Annotated in this window: 21 protein-coding genes; 5 read left to right on the top strand and 16 right to left on the bottom strand. The window is 42.7% G+C overall.

What is annotated here, in order from left to right; all coding sequences use genetic code 11:
- Positions 1–8 precede the first annotated feature (8 nt).
- On the bottom strand, positions 9–515 hold the full coding sequence (locus tag NSU16_RS10960; protein ID WP_029441333.1) for a PTS glucose transporter subunit IIA: 507 nt from the start codon (positions 513–515) through the stop codon (positions 9–11).
- A 136-nt stretch (positions 516–651) separates the two neighbouring features.
- On the opposite strand from NSU16_RS10960, the gene NSU16_RS10965 reads away from it, so the two are divergent.
- On the top strand, positions 652–1,071 hold the full coding sequence (locus NSU16_RS10965) for an Hsp20/alpha crystallin family protein (RefSeq protein ID WP_326192647.1): 420 nt from the start codon (positions 652–654) through the stop codon (positions 1,069–1,071).
- A 20-nt stretch (positions 1,072–1,091) separates the two neighbouring features.
- Here NSU16_RS10965 and NSU16_RS10970 read toward each other — a convergent pair whose 3' ends face one another.
- Positions 1,092–1,466, bottom strand: coding sequence for a YppG family protein (locus tag NSU16_RS10970; protein WP_268446005.1), 375 nt, complete (start codon positions 1,464–1,466; stop codon positions 1,092–1,094).
- A 187-nt stretch (positions 1,467–1,653) separates the two neighbouring features.
- Here NSU16_RS10970 and NSU16_RS10975 point away from each other — a divergent pair, with 187 nt between their 5' ends.
- Positions 1,654–1,842: a YppF family protein gene (locus tag NSU16_RS10975; RefSeq protein ID WP_010334700.1), complete on the top strand. Its 189-nt coding sequence runs from the start codon at positions 1,654–1,656 to the stop codon at positions 1,840–1,842.
- A gap of 35 nt (positions 1,843–1,877) precedes the next feature.
- On the opposite strand, the gene NSU16_RS10980 is transcribed toward NSU16_RS10975, so the two are convergent.
- The gene (locus NSU16_RS10980) at positions 1,878–2,249 is read right to left on the bottom strand and encodes a YppE family protein (RefSeq protein WP_229147113.1); all 372 of its coding nucleotides are present in this window, start codon (positions 2,247–2,249) and stop codon (positions 1,878–1,880) included.
- 45 nt (positions 2,250–2,294) lie between these two features.
- Positions 2,295–2,540 (bottom strand): DUF5446 family protein, encoded by a 246-nt coding sequence (locus NSU16_RS10985; protein WP_268446004.1) that lies wholly within the window; start codon positions 2,538–2,540, stop codon positions 2,295–2,297.
- A 197-nt stretch (positions 2,541–2,737) separates the two neighbouring features.
- Here NSU16_RS10985 and sspM point away from each other — a divergent pair, with 197 nt between their 5' ends.
- Positions 2,738–2,842, top strand: coding sequence for an acid-soluble spore protein SspM (sspM, locus tag NSU16_RS10990; protein ID WP_010334703.1), 105 nt, complete (start codon positions 2,738–2,740; stop codon positions 2,840–2,842).
- Positions 2,843–2,867: 25 nt separating this feature from the next.
- On the opposite strand, the gene NSU16_RS10995 is transcribed toward sspM, so the two are convergent.
- Positions 2,868–3,830, bottom strand: a complete 963-nt coding sequence (locus NSU16_RS10995; RefSeq protein WP_339190820.1) for a DUF2515 domain-containing protein — start codon at positions 3,828–3,830, stop codon at positions 2,868–2,870.
- A 40-nt stretch (positions 3,831–3,870) separates the two neighbouring features.
- Between NSU16_RS10995 and recU the strand changes: the two genes are divergently transcribed.
- Together recU and NSU16_RS11005 are read left to right on the top strand one after the other, a co-directional pair.
- Positions 3,871–4,491, top strand: a complete 621-nt coding sequence (gene recU / locus NSU16_RS11000) for a Holliday junction resolvase RecU (protein ID WP_010334705.1) — start codon at positions 3,871–3,873, stop codon at positions 4,489–4,491.
- Between the two features lie 21 nt (positions 4,492–4,512).
- Positions 4,513–7,260 (top strand): PBP1A family penicillin-binding protein, encoded by a 2,748-nt coding sequence (locus NSU16_RS11005; protein ID WP_339190823.1) that lies wholly within the window; start codon positions 4,513–4,515, stop codon positions 7,258–7,260.
- A gap of 73 nt (positions 7,261–7,333) precedes the next feature.
- Here the strand turns inward: NSU16_RS11005 and NSU16_RS11010 are convergent, their stop codons facing one another.
- The 11 genes from NSU16_RS11010 to panB all read right to left on the bottom strand — a co-directional run bounded on the left by NSU16_RS11010 (position 7,334) and on the right by panB (position 17,743).
- Positions 7,334–7,828: a YpoC family protein gene (locus NSU16_RS11010; protein ID WP_339190827.1), complete on the bottom strand. Its 495-nt coding sequence runs from the start codon at positions 7,826–7,828 to the stop codon at positions 7,334–7,336.
- Positions 7,825–8,484, bottom strand: a complete 660-nt coding sequence (nth, locus tag NSU16_RS11015) for an endonuclease III (protein WP_010334708.1) — start codon at positions 8,482–8,484, stop codon at positions 7,825–7,827. Before nth ends, NSU16_RS11010 begins: the two co-directional genes overlap by 4 nt.
- A gap of 18 nt (positions 8,485–8,502) precedes the next feature.
- Positions 8,503–9,201, bottom strand: coding sequence for a DNA replication protein DnaD (gene dnaD / locus NSU16_RS11020; RefSeq protein ID WP_168748110.1), 699 nt, complete (start codon positions 9,199–9,201; stop codon positions 8,503–8,505).
- A gap of 96 nt (positions 9,202–9,297) precedes the next feature.
- Positions 9,298–10,590 (bottom strand): asparagine--tRNA ligase, encoded by a 1,293-nt coding sequence (gene asnS / locus NSU16_RS11025; RefSeq protein ID WP_229147101.1) that lies wholly within the window; start codon positions 10,588–10,590, stop codon positions 9,298–9,300.
- A gap of 140 nt (positions 10,591–10,730) precedes the next feature.
- Positions 10,731–11,912 (bottom strand): aspartate transaminase AspB, encoded by a 1,182-nt coding sequence (gene aspB, locus NSU16_RS11030; RefSeq protein ID WP_010334711.1) that lies wholly within the window; start codon positions 11,910–11,912, stop codon positions 10,731–10,733.
- Between the two features lie 22 nt (positions 11,913–11,934).
- Entirely contained in the window at positions 11,935–12,420 is a 486-nt protein-coding gene (tseB, locus tag NSU16_RS11035) for a cell wall elongation/penicillin-binding protein regulator TseB (protein WP_010334712.1), read from the bottom strand.
- Between the two features lie 8 nt (positions 12,421–12,428).
- Entirely contained in the window at positions 12,429–12,599 is a 171-nt protein-coding gene (locus NSU16_RS11040) for a YpmA family protein (RefSeq protein ID WP_003225588.1), read from the bottom strand.
- Positions 12,600–12,740: 141 nt separating this feature from the next.
- Positions 12,741–15,536, bottom strand: a complete 2,796-nt coding sequence (gene dinG / locus NSU16_RS11045) for an ATP-dependent DNA helicase DinG (protein ID WP_339190829.1) — start codon at positions 15,534–15,536, stop codon at positions 12,741–12,743.
- Positions 15,537–15,661: 125 nt separating this feature from the next.
- Positions 15,662–16,045, bottom strand: coding sequence for an aspartate 1-decarboxylase (panD, locus tag NSU16_RS11050; protein ID WP_168749453.1), 384 nt, complete (start codon positions 16,043–16,045; stop codon positions 15,662–15,664).
- A gap of 2 nt (positions 16,046–16,047) precedes the next feature.
- Complete coding sequence (gene panC / locus NSU16_RS11055) at positions 16,048–16,908, bottom strand: pantoate--beta-alanine ligase (protein ID WP_339190832.1); 861 nt, start codon at positions 16,906–16,908, stop codon at positions 16,048–16,050.
- 1 nt (position 16,909) lies between these two features.
- A complete protein-coding gene (gene panB, locus NSU16_RS11060) occupies positions 16,910–17,743 on the bottom strand; it encodes a 3-methyl-2-oxobutanoate hydroxymethyltransferase (protein ID WP_010334716.1) in 834 nt (277 codons plus the stop codon).
- Between the last annotated feature and the right edge of the window lie 163 nt (positions 17,744–17,906).

Raw genomic sequence — 17,906 nt, forward strand, 5'->3', positions numbered from 1 at the left:
CGCCCTGCTTATTTCGCTTTTATTGTGAGCAGCTTTGTTTCGCCTTTATGTGCAGCCTTTTCACCTGCAGGCTCTATTGTTTCCACAGCTTCCCCATTCATAATAACGATAGGGATGACTGCGCTGCTCGCTTTCTCTTTTATTAACTCCAAATCACACGTGATGAGCGGGTCGCCGACCTTTACTTTGTCACCTTCTTTAATATGAGCGGTAAATCCTTCTCCGTTCATATTTACGGTTTCTAAACCGACGTGAATTAACAGCTCGATTCCCGAACGTGCCCGGATGCCCACAGCGTGTTTTGTATGAAACAGCTGAATCACTTCACCTTCAACAGGTGATACAATTTCACCATTAGAGGGTTCAACTGCAATTCCTTCGCCCATCATTTTTTGTGAAAAAACAGGGTCCGGCACATCTGTGAGATCCATTACCGTCCCATCTGCCGGAGAATAGATGACCTCTTCCGTACTTTTTTCCTCTGATTTTCCCATTCCGAATAATTTTTTCAGCAATGTGTTATCTCCCTTCCAATTCATCAACCGTTATCCCTTCATTCACCACCTATTTAACCACACTTTCAATTTCGCTTCAATTTATAACAACATCTGGCACAAACGCATAGTCTGATTAAAAAAGGCGGTGGCTCATTTGGATTTTAAAGATGACGAAAAGAATGAATTGTCTAAGAAAGAAGAGATCATCAATCAAGCAATGGACCATCTGTTTCAATCTTCTGCATTAGGAAATCTTTTACATGGTTTTCAAAACCTGATCGACTCTAGTTTCAAAGATGTACAGACAACGATAGACGTCAGAGAAAGTGATGAGGGTCTGTATGTCGATATCACAATTCCAGCAACGTTTCGAGACGGCGAGATTCTCATCGACATTAAGTCCCGGTACCTCCATGTAACGCTTCAGGAAAAACAGAAGGAGCAAAACGCCTCCACATTAACAAGCATGACAAGAACCGTACAGCTGCCTTACGAAGTGCATCAGGAACAAATGGAAACGTCATGGAGTGAGCAGACAATGACACTTTTCTTCCCAAAAAATAAGCATGAATGATTTGATTCTTCATGCTTCTCTTATTTAAAAAAGCTGGTAAACCCCTTTATTAATGAGCCAACTTGATTCATGGCACTCATGACTTGGCCTGTTGTATCTATCATTTTATTAAAGTCAAACTGCCCGTTCGCTTTTTTGAATTGTGACATAATACTTTGAACCTGTGAAGGCTGCTGCTGATTCGGTCTTGCGATAGGATAAGGATTAGGAAATACAGGCGGCTGCATAGGCATAGACTGAGGCGGAATATACTGCTGATAAAACTCCTGTTGTCCGTAATGCTGCGGAACGTATGGTTCAGAATGAACAGGCGCATTCTGCTGATAATATCCCTGCATTTGCTGAGGATAATAATAACCCAATTGCCGAGGATTGTTTTGAGGTCTTCTTTCCATTGCGAATTCCCCCTAGACTCAACATATTTCTCTCCTCTATATGTATGTATCATTTCTTTTGTTTGTGTCTGATGCCATTAAGCGTGTTTGTCAAATTGTGTCGAAAGTTTAAATTTTTTAAAAACAGAAAAAAGTCGAATCATTATGATACCATATTTTCAATACAGATGAGAGGGGATGCACCATAATGAACGTATCATACTTAAGCAAACGTTTTGCAGAAATGAAGAAATATGAAACAGACTGTGTGAATAAACTGATGGACTTTGCCAAGTTCCTCTATATTCAAGGACACCTCAATGCAACTGATTTTCGTAACAGTATGAAGGTTCTGGAAGCAAATGGAGCAGAAAGCCCGGCATATGAGCTGAATTAACGTCCGGCCCCCTATAATAAAAATGAAGACAGCCTTTATTGGCTGTCTTCACTTGCAATTTCATCCCTCACTGTCTGCAATGTGTAAACGACTGATTCAGTGATGTCTTTGAATCGCTTTTTATGAATATGATGAACATATGACTGAAGAATCAATTCCAGGAAATTATCCTTTGCAGTCTCTATTTGCTCAGCATGCACGTATTTCGGGCGGCGTGCTTTTATAAATTCAAGCGCCCCTTCCGCCCAGTGAGCTGCCAGAGAATCATTTTCCTCGACAGCAGGCTTAATCGTTTCATAAAAATCGTACGAATGGTTATTTTCTTTCCCTTCCTGATAACGTGCAGCACCTTTCTCAGCGGCTTCAATCATCTGTTCGGTAAGTTTCAGCAGTGTTTGTGGTTGCAACATCCTTCACCTCAAAGCTTATCGTACCAAATTTTTCTCATAAATTCAGCCGATGCGATATACCTTGTCCACAGCATACCTCTCTTGAGGAGATCGGTACAGCTCGTTTATACATATATGAAGATCCATGATTTCTTCTTCCAGAACACTCAAACGTTCGTCCTCTGTTTCATGCATTTCAGCCTCGAATACATCTATAGAACGGCTAAGGCTCTGTTCAGCACAGTTTAATTCAGTTTCTATATCAGAAAGCATTCGGAGAATATCTGTCTTGCTTACGTAACCGGACATTTGTGTTCCTCCCTTTACTCTTCTCTCCCGGTTAAATTCTTTGCTCGTACGGCGCAATCCTTCCGCATGACAAAACTAGAAGCAAATCGCCAAACAAACAGGTATTCCACGAAAAGCTGAAGTTTTCGACAAAAAGACACGCAAAAATTGTATGATCCTCATGCTTAATGCACACGATACTTGTGAGGAGGTGCCGTATGAAATCCAGACCGAAAAAAGCCGGCCAGCAAAAAAAGACTGAATCAAAAGCAGTTGATTCTTTAGATAAAAAACTAGGCGGCCCGAACCGTCCTTCTACGTAAGAAGCAAGGAAATTCCTTGCTTCTTTTATTTCTTCAGCCAATGCTCCACTGCAAAAAGCGCATGCAGCTGACGTTTTTTGTTTATATACCAGTCAGTCAATTCTATCTGCTGCGGTAATGCCTCACGCGCAAAGAAGCCTTTCTTTATCTTTCCATGAAACCAATCTGTTTTCTTTCCGTCTAATGAGTGAGTTAATTCAGGGTAGCATGTCCTTAGCATAGGAGATGTTCTTTTTGTGATTCCGATCATTTTTTCCATATCAAAACGGGAGCCCGTATGCGGCACTGTGTGCAAAAAGTCATAAAAAGAAGAAAACAGTTCCGGGCTGAACAGCAATTGTGACAGCTGTTTACCGAGCTTAATCCTCTCTTCGGTTTTAGAAAAACGCTTGGCCGAAACACCGTAAAGAATGCCGTCTGAAGATGGAAAAATAACGGTGTTAAAATGAAACCAGTCACTTAAATAAAAAGGAATCGTGCCAAAAACGTTCTTTTTGAACGAAGGATTTTGTATAATAGGTGTTTGGATAGTGTTTTGTTCATTTATAATGAGAGCATACATGAGCCGCTCCGTGTTTCGTTCATGCCAAAAACGGGTCCACTCTTCTGTCATAAATTGTGATACGCCAAGCAATTGCAGATAGCTGAACAGGGGCTTCCCGATTTTTACAGACCAGTGGTACAAAAGAAGCTGCGGATAGGCATCTGAAAAGATGAGCCAATTCGCTCTCTCATAGGCCAAAAAGAACCACCTTTGCTGTGACTCACGCAGACCAAGCTGAAACAGACTGCCCTTTAAATCAGTCATTGACCAGCCGGCATTGCGTGAAACGAAGGAAGCTAAGAGCGACCATTTAATTTCCGGATGACAGTCATAGAATGCCTTATAAGCATTCGTTCTTGAAATATTATCGGCGTTTTTGACTGCCGTCTGCCGCTCAATCCGGCGAAGAAGTTTTCTGATGGCCTGTTGTTCTTGCACGTTCATTCACTTCCGTCACTAATAGTTTAATAAGGAGGATGAGAAAGTGATTCGGTATCCTAACGGAAAAACGTTTCAGCCGAAACATCCGGTTTCATCCCAAAGCAGTCATAAAAGAGCGCCATCTTACAGTAATCGCGGAATGACCCTCGAAGATGACTTAAACGAAACGAATAAGTATTATCTGACAAACCAAATTGCCGTGATACACAAAAAGCCGACACCTGTTCAAATTGTAAATGTCCATTATCCAAAAAGAAGCGCTGCAGTCATAAAAGAAGCCTATTTTAAGCAATCATCGACAACAGATTATAACGGAATTTATAAAGGGCGGTACATTGACTTTGAGGCGAAAGAGACAAAAAACACAACCTCTTTCCCCCTGCAGAATTTTCATGACCATCAAATTGAGCATATGAAGCAGGTAACGGCTCAAGACGGTATTTGTTTTGTTATTATATCCGCTTTCGGCCAGGTTTATTTTTTAGAAGCTGATAGGCTGTTTTATTTCTGGGAAAGAAAAGAAAAAAATGGCAGAAAATCCATTCGAAAAGATGAGTTAGAGGAAGCAGCTTATCCGATTTCTCTTGGATACGCGCCAAGAATTGATTATATTAGTATTATTGAGCAGCTTTATTTTTCGCCATCATCAAGTGCGAAAGGTTGATTAACGAAAGGTTGAGATGTTATGTCAGATCAATTTACGAGCCGTGAAGCTCGGCGTAAAGCAAACAGCAAGTCGAGCCCTTCACCGAAAAAAGGCAAGAAACGAAAAAAAGGCGGATTATTTAAAAAGACGCTATTCACTTTACTCATTCTGTTTGTTTTAGGCGTAGTCGGTGGTGCCGTTACATTTGCCGTCATGGTTTCTGATGCGCCATCACTGGACGAAAACAAATTGAAGACGCCTTATTCATCGACAATTTATGATAAAAACGGAAAAGAAGTCGCAGAAGTCGGTGCTGAAAAGCGTACCTACGTCTCGATAGATGAAATACCTGATGTCGTAAAAGAAGCCTTTATCGCGACAGAGGACGCACGTTTTTACGAACACCACGGGATTGACCCTGTCCGTATCGGAGGCGCCTTAGTCGCCAACTTTAAAGACGGCTTCGGAGCTGAAGGCGGAAGTACCATCACCCAGCAGGTCGTCAAGAACTCCCTTCTGTCACATCAGAAAACGCTAAAACGGAAGGTGCAGGAAGTCTGGCTTTCTATACAGCTGGAACGTAATTATTCTAAAGATGAAATTTTAGAAATGTATTTAAACCGAATTTATTTTTCTCCTAGAGCCTACGGAATCGGAAAAGCGGCGGAAGAATTTTTCGGCGTCACTGATTTAAGCAAATTGACAGTGGAACAGGCTGCGACACTTGCGGGTATGCCGCAGAGTCCGACAGCGTACAATCCGGTTAAAAACCCTGATAAAGCGGAAAAAAGACGGAACATTGTACTCAGCCTGATGAAAAAGCAAGGATTTATTTCTGATTCTGAATATACTAAAGCCAAAAAAGTGGCGATGAAAGACGAAGGCGTTGTTTCACAGAAGGAATATGAAAAAACAAATTCAAACAAATACAGTGCGTTTGTCGATGAAGTCATGAAAGAAATAGATGAAAAATCTGATGTCGATCCATCTGCTGACGGATTAAAGATCTATACAACACTAGATACAAAAGCACAAGACACTTTAGATGAATTAATGGATGGGGACACTGTCGGATTTACTGAAGGCATGCAAGGCGGCGTGTCGCTTCTTGACACAAAAACCGGTGAAGTCCGGGCAATCGGTTCCGGAAGAAATTCAACGGTTGGGGGCTTCAACTATGCCACACAAGGAAAAACTCAGCCTGGTTCTACGATAAAACCAATTCTCGACTACGGACCAGTTATTGAAAATAAAAAATGGTCAACTTACGAGCAAATTGATGACTCAGCTTACACGTATTCAGATGGAACACCTATCCGTGACTTTGACCGACGATATAAAGGGCCTATGTCCATGCGGGAAGCACTGGCACAATCCCGTAATATCCCAGCTTTAAAAGCATTCCAAGCAGTCGGAAAAGACACTGCAGTGGATTTTGCTAATGGATTGGGACTCGGTTTAAATAAGGAAAAAGTGTATGAATCCTATTCTATTGGAGGATTCGGAGATGACAACCCGGGTGTCTCTTCACTGACGATGGCAGGAGCATACAGCGCATTTGGAAATAACGGAACGTATAATGAACCGCATTTTGTGAAGTCTATTGAATTTAACGATGGAACAAAGCTTGACTTAACACCGAAATCAAAGTCAGCAATGAGCGATTATACAGCCTTTATGATTACAGATATGCTGAAAACAGCTGTTAAGACAGGTACTGGACAGCTTGCACAAGTACCTGGAGTCGAGGTAGCCGGTAAAACTGGAACAACAAACTTTGATGAAGATACTATACAAAAGTACAATATCGCCTCTGGCGGTGTGCCTGATTCCTGGTTTGTCGGGTATACACCTCAGTACACTGCTGCTGTATGGACAGGTGTAGATTCAAAAAACAAGTTAGGGAAAAAATCTTTAAATCATACAGAACAACAAGTTGCAAAACGTCTATTTGCACAGCTCATCGCCCAAGTCGATGACGGAAGCGGATCATTTGAGAAGCCTGACAGCGTAGTGGAAGCCACTGTAGAAAAAGGCTCTAACCCGGCAAAACTGGCAGGGCCGAATACGCCAAGCGCTAAAAAGCTCACAGAGTATTTTGTAAAAGGTACGACTCCTACTACTGTTTCTAAAACATATGAGAAAGAAGAAAAAGAAGAAACAGCAAAACTGTCTGGTTTAAGTGTGAAATATGATAAAGACAATCAATCATTGACATTAAGCTGGAATTACGACGGAGATGCGACCTTTGCTGTTAAGCAATCTGTTGATGGCGGCAGCTACTCTGAAATTCAAAACAGCTCTGCAAAAGAGGCAGTCATTTCGGGCGTGCAGCCAGGCTCTGTATACAAATTCGAAGTGACAGCCGTCAGTGATGATGGCAAAAGTTCAGCGTCGACATCCTATGAAGTGCCAAAAGCCGAAGAGGATGAAGATAAAAAAGACCAGCAGCAAACGGATGATGAAAATCAAGATGATGAGAAGACTCAGGATGACACACAAACTGATGATTCTCAAACAGATGACAGTCAGAAAGATCAAGATCAGACAGATGATTCAACAAACGATCAAGACAAAAAACAAGACAACACGAACACCAACCCGTCTGACAACAGCAACCAAGACCCATCTAAAGATAACAGCAGCAATAACAATGGCCGCAAAGAAGAAGATGCGTCAGATGGTGACTCAACAGACGATTCAACAGGAACGGATACAGATAAAAACAAAACGAATACATCTGGCAATACACAAACGAATTCATCATCAACTGAAAAAACGAATTAAAGACAAAGCCATCACCCTTTTAAAGGTGATGGCTTTTTTCTGCACAATAAAGCCTCCCTTTTTAGGGGAGGCTTTATCGTTTCATCGCGTGATACTTATAAAAATGCTTTTTCATTTCTGTAAAAAGTTCATCTAGCTGGATAAAGCAATGATATTGGGTCGGCTTCAGCAGAATAAACTCCACTCGTTCAGCCCAATTAATCGGCTTAGCCGGAAATGATTTTTTTGTCAGTTCTGACCAATTCAGCGACATTACCCGCTCACCCGCTGTCCAATGAAACGAAACAAGTAAACATACAATCCCTTTAAGCATGTCGTTTTGATCACATCTGGACTTTCTTGTTTGAAATACGGGGAGAAGTGATTCTTTTGTTTCTTCCCACACTTGAAATAGATACGGAACGTACTTGGCGCTGTTTTCCCACGGCAATATGTCTTGCGTGGTCTCAGAGAAGTCAAAATACAAAGGATTGACCCTTAATGCTTCCTTGATATCGGTGAAGTCAATGTGGCATAGACTGCGCAAATATTGCTCATAAGAAGCTAACAATTCATTCGCTGCCGTCATCGTTTCACCAGCCCTTTTTTATCTCTCTTCTGCCCTTCTCTGCACAGAGAAAGCAATGGACATTCCGCACAGCGCGGCGATTGTGCCTTACAATGATATCTACCGAAGAATATGAGGCGATGATGAGTAACGGACCAATCTTCTTTAGGAACCTTGCGCATCAGCGTCTTTTCGACTTCCAGCACAGAATCCTTCCATCGGCAGATGCCCAGACGCTTGCTGACCCTTTCGACGTGTGTATCCACTGCAATGGCTGGTACGCCAAAGGCAACAGATACGACAACATTGGCAGTTTTCCGGCCAACTCCTGGGAGTTTCACTAGCTCATCACGGTCCTTCGGTACTTCTCCGCCATAATCTTCAATAATCATTTTGCTCAGCTTTTGAATATTTTTTGCTTTATTACGGTACAAACCGATTGATTTGATATCCTGCTGGAGCTCTTCCAGAGAAACAGATAAATAGTCTTCCGGCCGTTTATATTTTTGAAATAATGTTTTGGTCACCCTGTTTACAAGTGCGTCTGTACATTGCGCAGATAATGCGACTGCCACCACTAATTCAAAAGGATTGGAATGAACAAGTTCACACTCCGCGTGGGGAAACATGTCGCCTATCTTCTCTAAACAGAATTCAATTTGTTTTAGATTTAACACGATTGTCACCTTTTCACTTTATTGTTCAAGCCAATTGTAAAAAGGAACCTGCCTCTTATACTCTTTTTGCGGCTCATTCTGTTTTGTTTGAACACGCCGGAATTTTTGGCTGTGGATTTTGGCCTGCTCCACTGTTTTCAGCCCGTTTTTCTTCCATTCAAATAAAATCCGGTCAATGTAGCGAAAGCTGAGTTTTCCTGATAATACAGCCTCTTTTAAAGCGTGCTTAATCAGCTGTGCATCATGCTGATCCTGATCCTGCCAAATGGCCAGTGTTTCACACTCTAAAGGAGATAATGGTCTAGCAAACTCTTCTTCAAAAATCGTATAAAGGCTTTTTTGTTCCCCTTCTGCTCTTCTTTCTTGTGTTTGATTCTGGGCAAGCTCTATATACTCATAGAGCTTGCCCCATAAAGGCTGGAGTGAATATTTCTCAAACTTGATTCCGTTTTGGTCTTCGCCTTCCTCAATAAACAGAAATCCCTTTTGAATAAACATACGCAATCTGTTTGTGCATTCTTCAACAGAAATCGTCATGCCTTCCTGCAGTTCATGCGGTGTAGGAAAATAAGATCCCTTTTCTAAATGCATTTTGATTTTCAACAGCAGAATCAGTTCTGTTTCATTAAGTCCAAGCTGTTTATAATGGGTCAGCAGAAGATTGGGGATCGTCGACATCCCCATCTCCTGCATATCAATAAATTGCTGTTTTTTCATCGTTACACCTCTTACTGTAAAGGTTAGTGTTTTTCCCCTTTACTGTAAAAAGTCTCCCTTGCAGGAGACTCTTTTTTCTTGTTTCATTTACATGTATTACGGATACAGACGGTTCAACAGTCTTGGGAACGGAATTGTTTCACGCACGTGAGGCGCTCCGCTGATCCAAGCGACTGTACGCTCTAATCCAAGGCCGAATCCGGAATGTGGAACTGATCCATATTTTCTAAGTTCAGCATACCATTTATATGCGTCAGAATCCAGTCCATGTTCTTTAAGACGCGCTTCCAAAAGTTCCATATCGTGAATCCGTTCAGAACCGCCGATGATTTCTCCGTAGCCTTCAGGCGCGATCAGATCTGCGCAAAGCACTACATCTTCACGGTCAGACGCCGGCTGCATATAGAACGGTTTTAAGGACGTCGGATAGCGAGTAATGAAAACAGGCTTGTCATAGTGCTCTGCAATCGCTGTTTCATGAGGCGCTCCAAAATCGTCTCCCCACTCGATATCGTCAAAGCCTTTTTCTTTCAGAAAGTCAATCGCTTCGTCATACGTGATTCTTGGGAACGGCGCTTTGATTTGCTCTAGTTTTGACGTGTCTCTTCCTAGCGTGTTTAATTCAATTTTGCAATTCTTAAGAACTGATTGCACGATGAATGAAACGTAATTTTCCTGTACTTGAAGGTTTTCTTCAAATTCTACAAACGCCATTTCCGGTTCGATCATCCAGAATTCGATTAAGTGACGTTTTGTTTTCGATTTTTCTGCTCTGAACGTCGGTCCGAAGGAGAATACTTTTCCTAATGCCATCGCCGCAGCTTCCATGTACAGCTGTCCGCTTTGAGACAGGTAAGCATCTTCATCGAAGTATTTTGTCGCAAAGAGCTCAGTTGTTCCTTCAGGCGCGCTCCCAGTCAAAATCGGCGGATCTACTTTTACGAAGCCTTCGTTATTAAAGAATTCATAAGTCGCACGAATGATTTCATTGCGGATTTTCATGATCGCATGCTGGCGCTTTGAACGAAGCCATAAATGTCTGTGATCCATCAAAAATTCCGTACCGTGTTCCTTAGGCGTAATTGGATAATCAGTCGCTTCGTGAATGACTTCAATATCTGTCACAGCTAATTCATAACCAAGCGGAGAACGCTCGTCCTCTTTGACAATTCCTTTTATATAGAGTGACGTTTCCTGCGTCACAGATTTAGCCGTTTGGAAAATGCTTTCTTCAACCTCCGCTTTTACAACGACACCTTGAATAAAACCAGTACCGTCTCTCAGCTGTAAAAACGCGATTTTCCCGCTTGAGCGCTTATTAGCGACCCAAGCTCCGATCGTTACTTCCTCACCTACGTGCTTGTACACTTGGTTGATTGTTGTTTTCAAAATATTTCCCTCCAAAACAAGAAGACATTCGGAAGCTTTTGCCCCGCGAACTCTTTTATCATCACTTTATTATACCCGGTCTTAACTGACCGGGTCAATGCAGATAAAAAGCGGCTTTTTGTCAGCCGCTTTCTGATCTGTTAGCTATGTTTTTCTACAAAACGTTTGATTCGTTCCACCGCTTTTTCAAGAAGGTCTAAGGATGTTGCGTAGGACAACCGGACATTATCAGGAGAGCCGAATCCGGAGCCTGGAACAATCGCGACCTTTTCTTCTTCAAGAAGCGCTTTGACAAATTCATCTACATCTTTGAAACCGCATGTTTGAGCTGCTTTTTTTGCATTCGGAAATAAGTAAAAAGCACCTTCCGGCTTCACGCAGCTGAAGCCCGGGATTTCAACGAGCTGATCATAAATCGTGTTTAATCTATGCTCAAATGCTTTTCTCATCTCTTCCATTGGCTCAGAAGGTCCGTTGTATGCGGCAATCGCTCCGTATTGTGCGACAGATGTCGGATTTGACGTGCTGTGGCTTGCAAGGTTTGTCATCGCTTTGATGATCTCTTCTGCTCCAGCCGCATAACCGATTCTCCAGCCTGTCATGCTGTGTGATTTTGATACGCCGTTGATGACGATCGTTTGCTCTTTCAATCTGTCAGACAGCTGGGCGATGGAAACGTGTTTCTTGCCGCCGTATGTAAGTTTTTCATAAATTTCGTCAGATACGATCAGGATGTCATGATCAAGGCACACTTCGCCAAGCGCAGCCAGCTCTTCTTCCGTATACATAACGCCAGTCGGATTGCTTGGTGAATTAATAACGATTGCTTTTGTTTTTTCTGTGATCGCTTTTTTCAGCTGCTCAGGAGAAATCTTAAAGTGATTTTCCTCAAGTCCTTCTACATAAACAGGCTGACCGCCAGCAAGTTTCACCTGTTCCGGATAGCTTACCCAGTACGGCGTTGGAATAATCACTTCGTCTCCTTCATCCAAAATCACTTGGAAAAGGGTATACAGTGCATGTTTGGCACCAGTACAGACAATCAGTTCAGACGGTTTGTATTCAATATTCTGGTCACGTTTAAATTTCTCTGCAATGCTGTTCTTTAATTCAGCCAAGCCGCCTGAAGGCGTATATTTCGTATGTCCTTCGTTCATTGAGCGTACAGCTGCATCAATAATGTGCTGCGGTGTATTGAAGTCGGGTTCACCCGCTCCGAGGCCGATGACATCATGGCCTGCCGCTTTCAATTCTTTCGCTTTCGCTGTAATTGCCAGTGTTGTAGACGGTGTTAATGCGGATACTCTTTTTGCCAGTTTCAACTTGAACTCCCCCTAATTCGTCTTAAGGCGTGATATTTTTGAGAATCTTTCCAGTTGTAAAGTCCACATAACTTAAACTGTATTGTCCTTCTTTGTCTAAGTACGTTACTTCCCAAAGCAGGACGTTCCCTTCTCTTGCCAGGTGAACCTCTTTTTGCTTTGAAACCAGGCCTTCATCTTGTATGATTTTCGCCGCTTTGTCCTCGGTGATCCCCTCTTTTGCTTCTTTTGAGAGAATTTTTGCTTTTTTATCAGCAGGAACCCACACATATAATTTGATGCCTTTTTTGTCGGTTCCCTTTACGATATAATATTTTTCTTTTCCGACAAATGTTTCGACTTGATCAACGCTGGTGAGGTCGGTTTCTTTTTTCGCTTCAGCAGCTGCTGCTTCATGCCCCTTTTCCTTTTGTGCCATGGCTGATTTATAAATGCTTGCCGAGACAAGAAGTACTGCTAAAAAAATAATACCAAATATGGCGGTAAATATTAATGCTTTTTTTCTCATCTTCTCACCTACGTACGATAAATGGTAAAAACGGCTTGGTTTTTGTTTTCTTCATCAAGTGCAAGACCGAACATCAGATTATCTCTTTTCAGTGTCCGATTCAGCGTGTCTACAATTTTATAAAGGTCATCCGAATGCTCTACATTAATTGTTGAAAGAATTTCGATTTTGCTTTCCATTTTTTCATCCTCCAAATTGAACAAATATTGTTAGTCATACTCCTTTTCAGGACGCGCCATACTAGTACCACAGAGCGGAAAACCGCTTTAACAAATAAAACACGTCCTACTCCCACACCGGAAAGCCGCTTTATGCGGCTTTTATTCACTTTTCCCGGCAACATAAGCTTCAATCTCACTGTCAGTCACTTCAGATATTGCGGATGTCGGCAGTGCATCAAGAAACAGGCGCCCGTAACCAGCGGTTTTGACCCGTCTGTCTAATATGACAATCGTTCCTTTGTCTCCAGCTGTCCGGAGCAAGCGTCCAACTCCTTGTCTGAACGTCAGCACCGCTTCCGGCAGTGAGACCGTTTGAAACGGATTGCGCCCTTTTTTTCTCGCCAGCTCACATTTTGCAGCGTGCAGCGGATGATCCGGAGCCCGGAAAGGAAGTCTTACAATGATCACTGTCGTCAGCTCATCTCCAGGGAAATCAACGCCTTCCCAAAAGTGATTCGTTCCAAGCAAGATGGCCTGATTTGCTGTTTTGAACGTTTTCATCAGTTTTCCCGGACTGCCGCCGGTTAAGCCCTGAGCCAGAAGCTGAATGCCGGAAACACTCATGGCGGGCTTTAGTTCCTGATGCACTTTTTTCAGCATGTCATGAGACGTAAACAGCACAAGGATTTTCGGCTGTTGTTCTTTTGCCATCAGTTCGATATAGCGTGCGGTATCCTGTATAAATTCAGTCTGCCCCGTATCTTGAATCGATTTTATTTCTTTTGGAATCATTACCTGCATCCGCTCATCGTAAGAAAAAGGAGACGCGATCCTCATTGTGCGGGGGAAAAAGTCGCTTAACCCCAAACGCTCAATGATAAATTGGAACGAATTTTCTATCGTTAGAGTTGCAGATGTAAGAACAACACTGTTTTTCCGCGCAAAAAACTGATCAGCAAGAAGCTCGCCCGGTTCCAGCGGCTGTGCATATATAGCTACAGCATTTTTCGCACCTTTAGCATCTATTTCAATCCAAACCGCTTCATGGCCATCTGAGCCAAAGAACAGCTGATTGAGAGTCTGTGCGTACTCCCCCAAGTCATTCATGCTTCTATTATATTCATCGGCCAAGAAAGCATTTTTGCTTTTCATGGCCGTCAGATGTTCTTCCATCAGAGCCGTTTGGGCCTCAAAAAGCTGCTGCAAATGCGCCAGCATAGAGCAGAGCCTTTCCGCTCCGTCTGTTAATACGGACCATCCTTTATCGTGAGTTTTTTTGTTCACGTTAAAGACAAGACGGTTTAAGTCTTCTTTAGGTTTTCTTCGTTTGACAAAAGAATGCACAGAGCTGAAGAAAGCATCACTTTCCGCCTGAATATGCTGGAGCCACTCCTCCATTTCAAAAAATGAATCCACCGGCAGGCTGTGGCGCTGAAAAAGCTGTCTCATTTTTTTCAGCAGTCCCTGCTCTTTCAGCGTTCCGATTCTGCTCAATTTTGTATGCAGTTCTATGTAAGTTGCTCTTTTTCCTAAATGTTCGCTTGCGGCACGTTCAAAATGGTGTGCTTCATCAATAACAAAAGTCCCGCTATCCGGGAGTCTTTTTTTTCTGCTTGCCTCATCGGTAAGCAGAAGAGAATGATTCGTAATCACCAAATCAGACCGCATGGCACTTTGTTTGGCCCGTTCATAAAAACCGATCACTTGATCCCTCTGATTTCGTTTATAAGATTGATCATCATATGCCAATCTGTCCCACAGCAGCTTACCGCCTGACGGCAAATTCAGTTCTGCTACATCTCCCGTGTTTGTCTCTGTCAGCCAAACAAGAAGCTGGGCTTTTGTCAAAACGGCATCATAGTTATCGTCTTCTTCATGAAGCACCTGCTCAAACTTATAAAGGCACAAATAATGCGATTGCCCTTTTAAAATAGCCGCAGTCACCGAAAAAGGGAACATATCTTTGATGATCGGCAAATCCTTCGTCAAAATCTGCTGCTGAAGAAGAGTTGAATACGTGCTGATGACGACTGGCTTTTTTGACTTCTTAGCAAAAAGTGCAGCCGGAATCAGGTAGCCGATTGTTTTTCCGATGCCCGGAGCAGCTTCAATCAGTGCATGTTCACGATTGGCAAAGGCCTCAGCCACTTCTTTCATCATCAGCATCTGGCCTTCCCTTTTTTCGTAATGGGGCATGAACTCAGAGAGTGCTTTTTCATTTCCCGCTGTCCAATTTTCAATCTCAAATAGAAATGCTTCATCTTCCTTGAGACGTTCAATCTCTGGTTCAGGTTCTCTGACAGAAAAAGAGGAAAAACGTGTATAGCCTGGCATATCTGTATGTCTGTTTTCATAAATGAACATATCTAACAAATGCGTCAGATCACTGATAAAATGCTGTGACAGCCTTCTTAACTGCTTTAATGTCGGATAAGGAAGCCGCCTAAGCTTTTCAAGAATTTCCAAAAAAATAAGTCCTGTGACTTCAGCGTCGCTGTCAGCTCGATGCGGCTGATCATGCCGCAGCTGAAGCTCTTCGCTTAATTCAGTCAGCTTATATCCCTCAAATCCCGGAAATGCGATACGGGAGAGCTCGACAGTATCCAGCACTTCACAATCTGGAAGCTGGAAACCCGCTTTATGCAACTCATGCTTCACAAACCCGAGGTCAAAATGGATATTGTGTGCGACAAAGTAAGCGCCGTCAAGCAAATGAAACACTTCTTCAGCCACTGCTTCAAACGGCGGCTGATCCTCTACCATTTGATTTGTGATTCCCGTAAGCTGTTCAATAAAAACCGGAATGGATTTATTTGGATTAATATATTTTGAAAACCGCTCAGTAATTTGTCCATTTTCAATTACAACCGCTGCAATTTGAATGATTTTATCGCCCTTTTTTGGCGAATTCCCTGTTGTTTCTACATCTATAACAACGAACCGTTGCTTTTTCATTAAAATGGACACCTCAATTCTTGCATACGACAAAAGTGTAACACGTTTTGTACGGAAATGGAGCGGCAAAACCGTTTTACGCTGAAAATCTTAAAAGAAAACCCCCGGTAAAGGGGGCGGTATATCTACAAAATGGTGCTGGCAGGTTCTTGTCCAAGCATTTGTTCAATTTTGTTTTGGTCATTCAAAACGGCAACTTTCGGCTGATGTTTTGCCGCTTCTTGATCAGACATCATTTTGTAGGAAATAATAATCACCTTATCGCCTTTCTGTACAAGGCGTGCAGCAGCTCCGTTTAAACAGATGACTCCGCTCCCGCGCTGACCGGGAATAATGTATGTTTCCAGGCGTGCTCCATTGTTATTATTCACAATTTGCACTTTTTCATTAGGAAGCATTCCTACCGCATCAATAAGATCTTCATCAATTGTAATGCTGCCCACATAGTTAAGATTTGCTTCTGTAACCGTTGCCCTATGAAGCTTTCCGCTCATCATCGTGCGATACATCATTATATTCTCTCCATTTCTCGAATATCAATAATGATATTGTCTATTAAACGCGCTTTTGTAAATGCAACTGCTACAGCCAGAATAATCTTTCCTTCCACCTTGTTCACAGGCTCAAGCTCCGGATAGGAATAAAGCTCAACATAATCAATGTTGCCGCTTGTCGTTTCAATGATGTCTTTTGCAGCTTTGATGACCGCTTCAGGATTTCTCTCACCTGCTCTGATCAGCTCGGCACTCGTCTGAAGGGCTTGGTAAAGCTTAGGTGCTTCTCTTCTTTCCTCAGCCGTTAAATACACATTCCGGGAGCTTTTAGCTAACCCGTCTTTCTCTCTGACCGTATCTACAGCAACCAGTTCAATATCCATGAAGAAATCACTGATTAAACCATCAACAACTGCCACCTGCTGTGCATCCTTTAAACCAAAATAAGCGCGTGTCGGTTTAACAAGGTTGAACAGCTTCGTCAGCACGATGGCAACTCCGTCAAAATGTCCTTCTCTTGAACGCCCGCATAAAACATCTGTACGTCTCTCAACATGTATCGTTACATTTTTTTCACCGGGATACATGTCACTGACATCAGGGGTAAAAAGAATATCCACGCCGATGTTTTCCGCATGGGCGGCATCACGTTCCAGATCGCGCGGATACGCTTCAAAATCCTCACCGGGACCGAATTGCGTCGGATTTACAAAAATACTCATCACGACGGCGTCATTTTCTTGTCTGGCTTTGTCTGCCAAGGTTAAATGCCCTTCATGAAGAAATCCCATCGTCGGAACAAATCCGATTGTTTTGCCTTCTGACTGATATTGTGTAATGATTTCTTTCAGCTGTGAGATATCTGTAATCTGCTTCATCTTATTTTCCTCCGTACAAGCCTTCCAGGACTGACTGATTCATCTGAAAGGAATGCTTTTGTTCAGGGAAAGCACGACGTCTTACATCATGGACATATCCACTGATTGCTGTTTCTATAGTGCCGTCAATTTGCGTATATTGTTTCACAAATTTAGGTGTTCTAACAACACCATGACCGATAATATCATGATAAACAAGAACCTGTCCGTCCGCTTTTACACCAGCTCCGATTCCAATGACAGGGATGGTTAATGTCTCTGCGATTTTTGCCGTGAGTTCTGCAGGCACACATTCAAGCACAAGCATCATGGCTCCCGCTTCCTCACATTTTATACTGTCTTCTATTAATTTCTTTGCGCTTTGTTCATCTTTGCCCTGGACTTTATATCCGCCTAATACACCGACTGATTGCGGTGTCAGCCCTAAATGACTCACAACAGGAATGCCACCGAGCGTCAAGGCGCGGATGGATTCAAACACCCCTTCACCGCCCTCCAGCTTCAGCGCGTCAGCTCCGCTTTCCTGAACGATAGCTGCGGCATTTTTCAGCGTATCCTCTTTAGACAAGTGGTAGGACATAAACGGCATGTCGGTTACGATAAATGTATTTGGCGCACCTCTTTTGACCGCTTTCGTATGATGGATCATATCCGCAACTGTCACGCCGACAGTTGAATCAAGGCCTAGCACGACCATTCCTAGTGAATCGCCGACTAAAATCATATCCACTCCCGCTTGTTCAGCAAGCTTTGCTGCCGGATAATCGTAAGCCGTCAGCATGACAATCGGTTCTTCATTCTCTTTCATTTTTAAGAAATCAAGTTTTGTTTTCACTTTTTCTCCTCCTCATTTTTAGAGGAGATGAGCTGCCGTTTCTTATCCAAGCCAAAAAACCTTCCGCTACACGAGAAGGATTCTTCACTTTCTAAAGTTCGGCGAGTTTCATCCCTCTGTCCCAGTCCTTTTTGGATCAAGGCAGACTGCTACAATGTCTATC

Source organism: Bacillus sp. FSL K6-1003 (assembly GCF_037964945.1).
GTDB classification, from domain to species: domain Bacteria; phylum Bacillota; class Bacilli; order Bacillales; family Bacillaceae; genus Bacillus; species Bacillus mojavensis.

Bases quoted from the DNA above. Each gene is read 5' to 3' on its own strand.
- NSU16_RS10970 (WP_268446005.1), bottom strand. From the start codon at position 1,466: ATGGAAAGAAGACCTCAAAACAATCCTCGGCAATTGGGTTATTATTAT.
- NSU16_RS10975 (WP_010334700.1), top strand. From the start codon at position 1,654: ATGAACGTATCATACTTAAGCAAACGTTTTGCAGAAATGAAGAAATAT.
- NSU16_RS10985 (WP_268446004.1), bottom strand. From the start codon at position 2,540: ATGTCCGGTTACGTAAGCAAGACAGATATTCTCCGAATGCTTTCTGAT.
- sspM (WP_010334703.1), top strand. From the start codon at position 2,738: ATGAAATCCAGACCGAAAAAAGCCGGCCAGCAAAAAAAGACTGAATCA.
- NSU16_RS10995 (WP_339190820.1), bottom strand. From the start codon at position 3,830: ATGAACGTGCAAGAACAACAGGCCATCAGAAAACTTCTTCGCCGGATT.
- NSU16_RS11005 (WP_339190823.1), top strand. From the start codon at position 4,513: ATGTCAGATCAATTTACGAGCCGTGAAGCTCGGCGTAAAGCAAACAGC.
- NSU16_RS11010 (WP_339190827.1), bottom strand. From the start codon at position 7,828: ATGACGGCAGCGAATGAATTGTTAGCTTCTTATGAGCAATATTTGCGC.
- dnaD (WP_168748110.1), bottom strand. From the start codon at position 9,201: ATGAAAAAACAGCAATTTATTGATATGCAGGAGATGGGGATGTCGACG.
- tseB (WP_010334712.1), bottom strand. From the start codon at position 12,420: ATGAGAAAAAAAGCATTAATATTTACCGCCATATTTGGTATTATTTTT.
- NSU16_RS11040 (WP_003225588.1), bottom strand. From the start codon at position 12,599: ATGGAAAGCAAAATCGAAATTCTTTCAACAATTAATGTAGAGCATTCG.
- dinG (WP_339190829.1), bottom strand. From the start codon at position 15,536: ATGAAAAAGCAACGGTTCGTTGTTATAGATGTAGAAACAACAGGGAAT.
- panD (WP_168749453.1), bottom strand. From the start codon at position 16,045: ATGTATCGCACGATGATGAGCGGAAAGCTTCATAGGGCAACGGTTACA.
- panC (WP_339190832.1), bottom strand. From the start codon at position 16,908: ATGAAGCAGATTACAGATATCTCACAGCTGAAAGAAATCATTACACAA.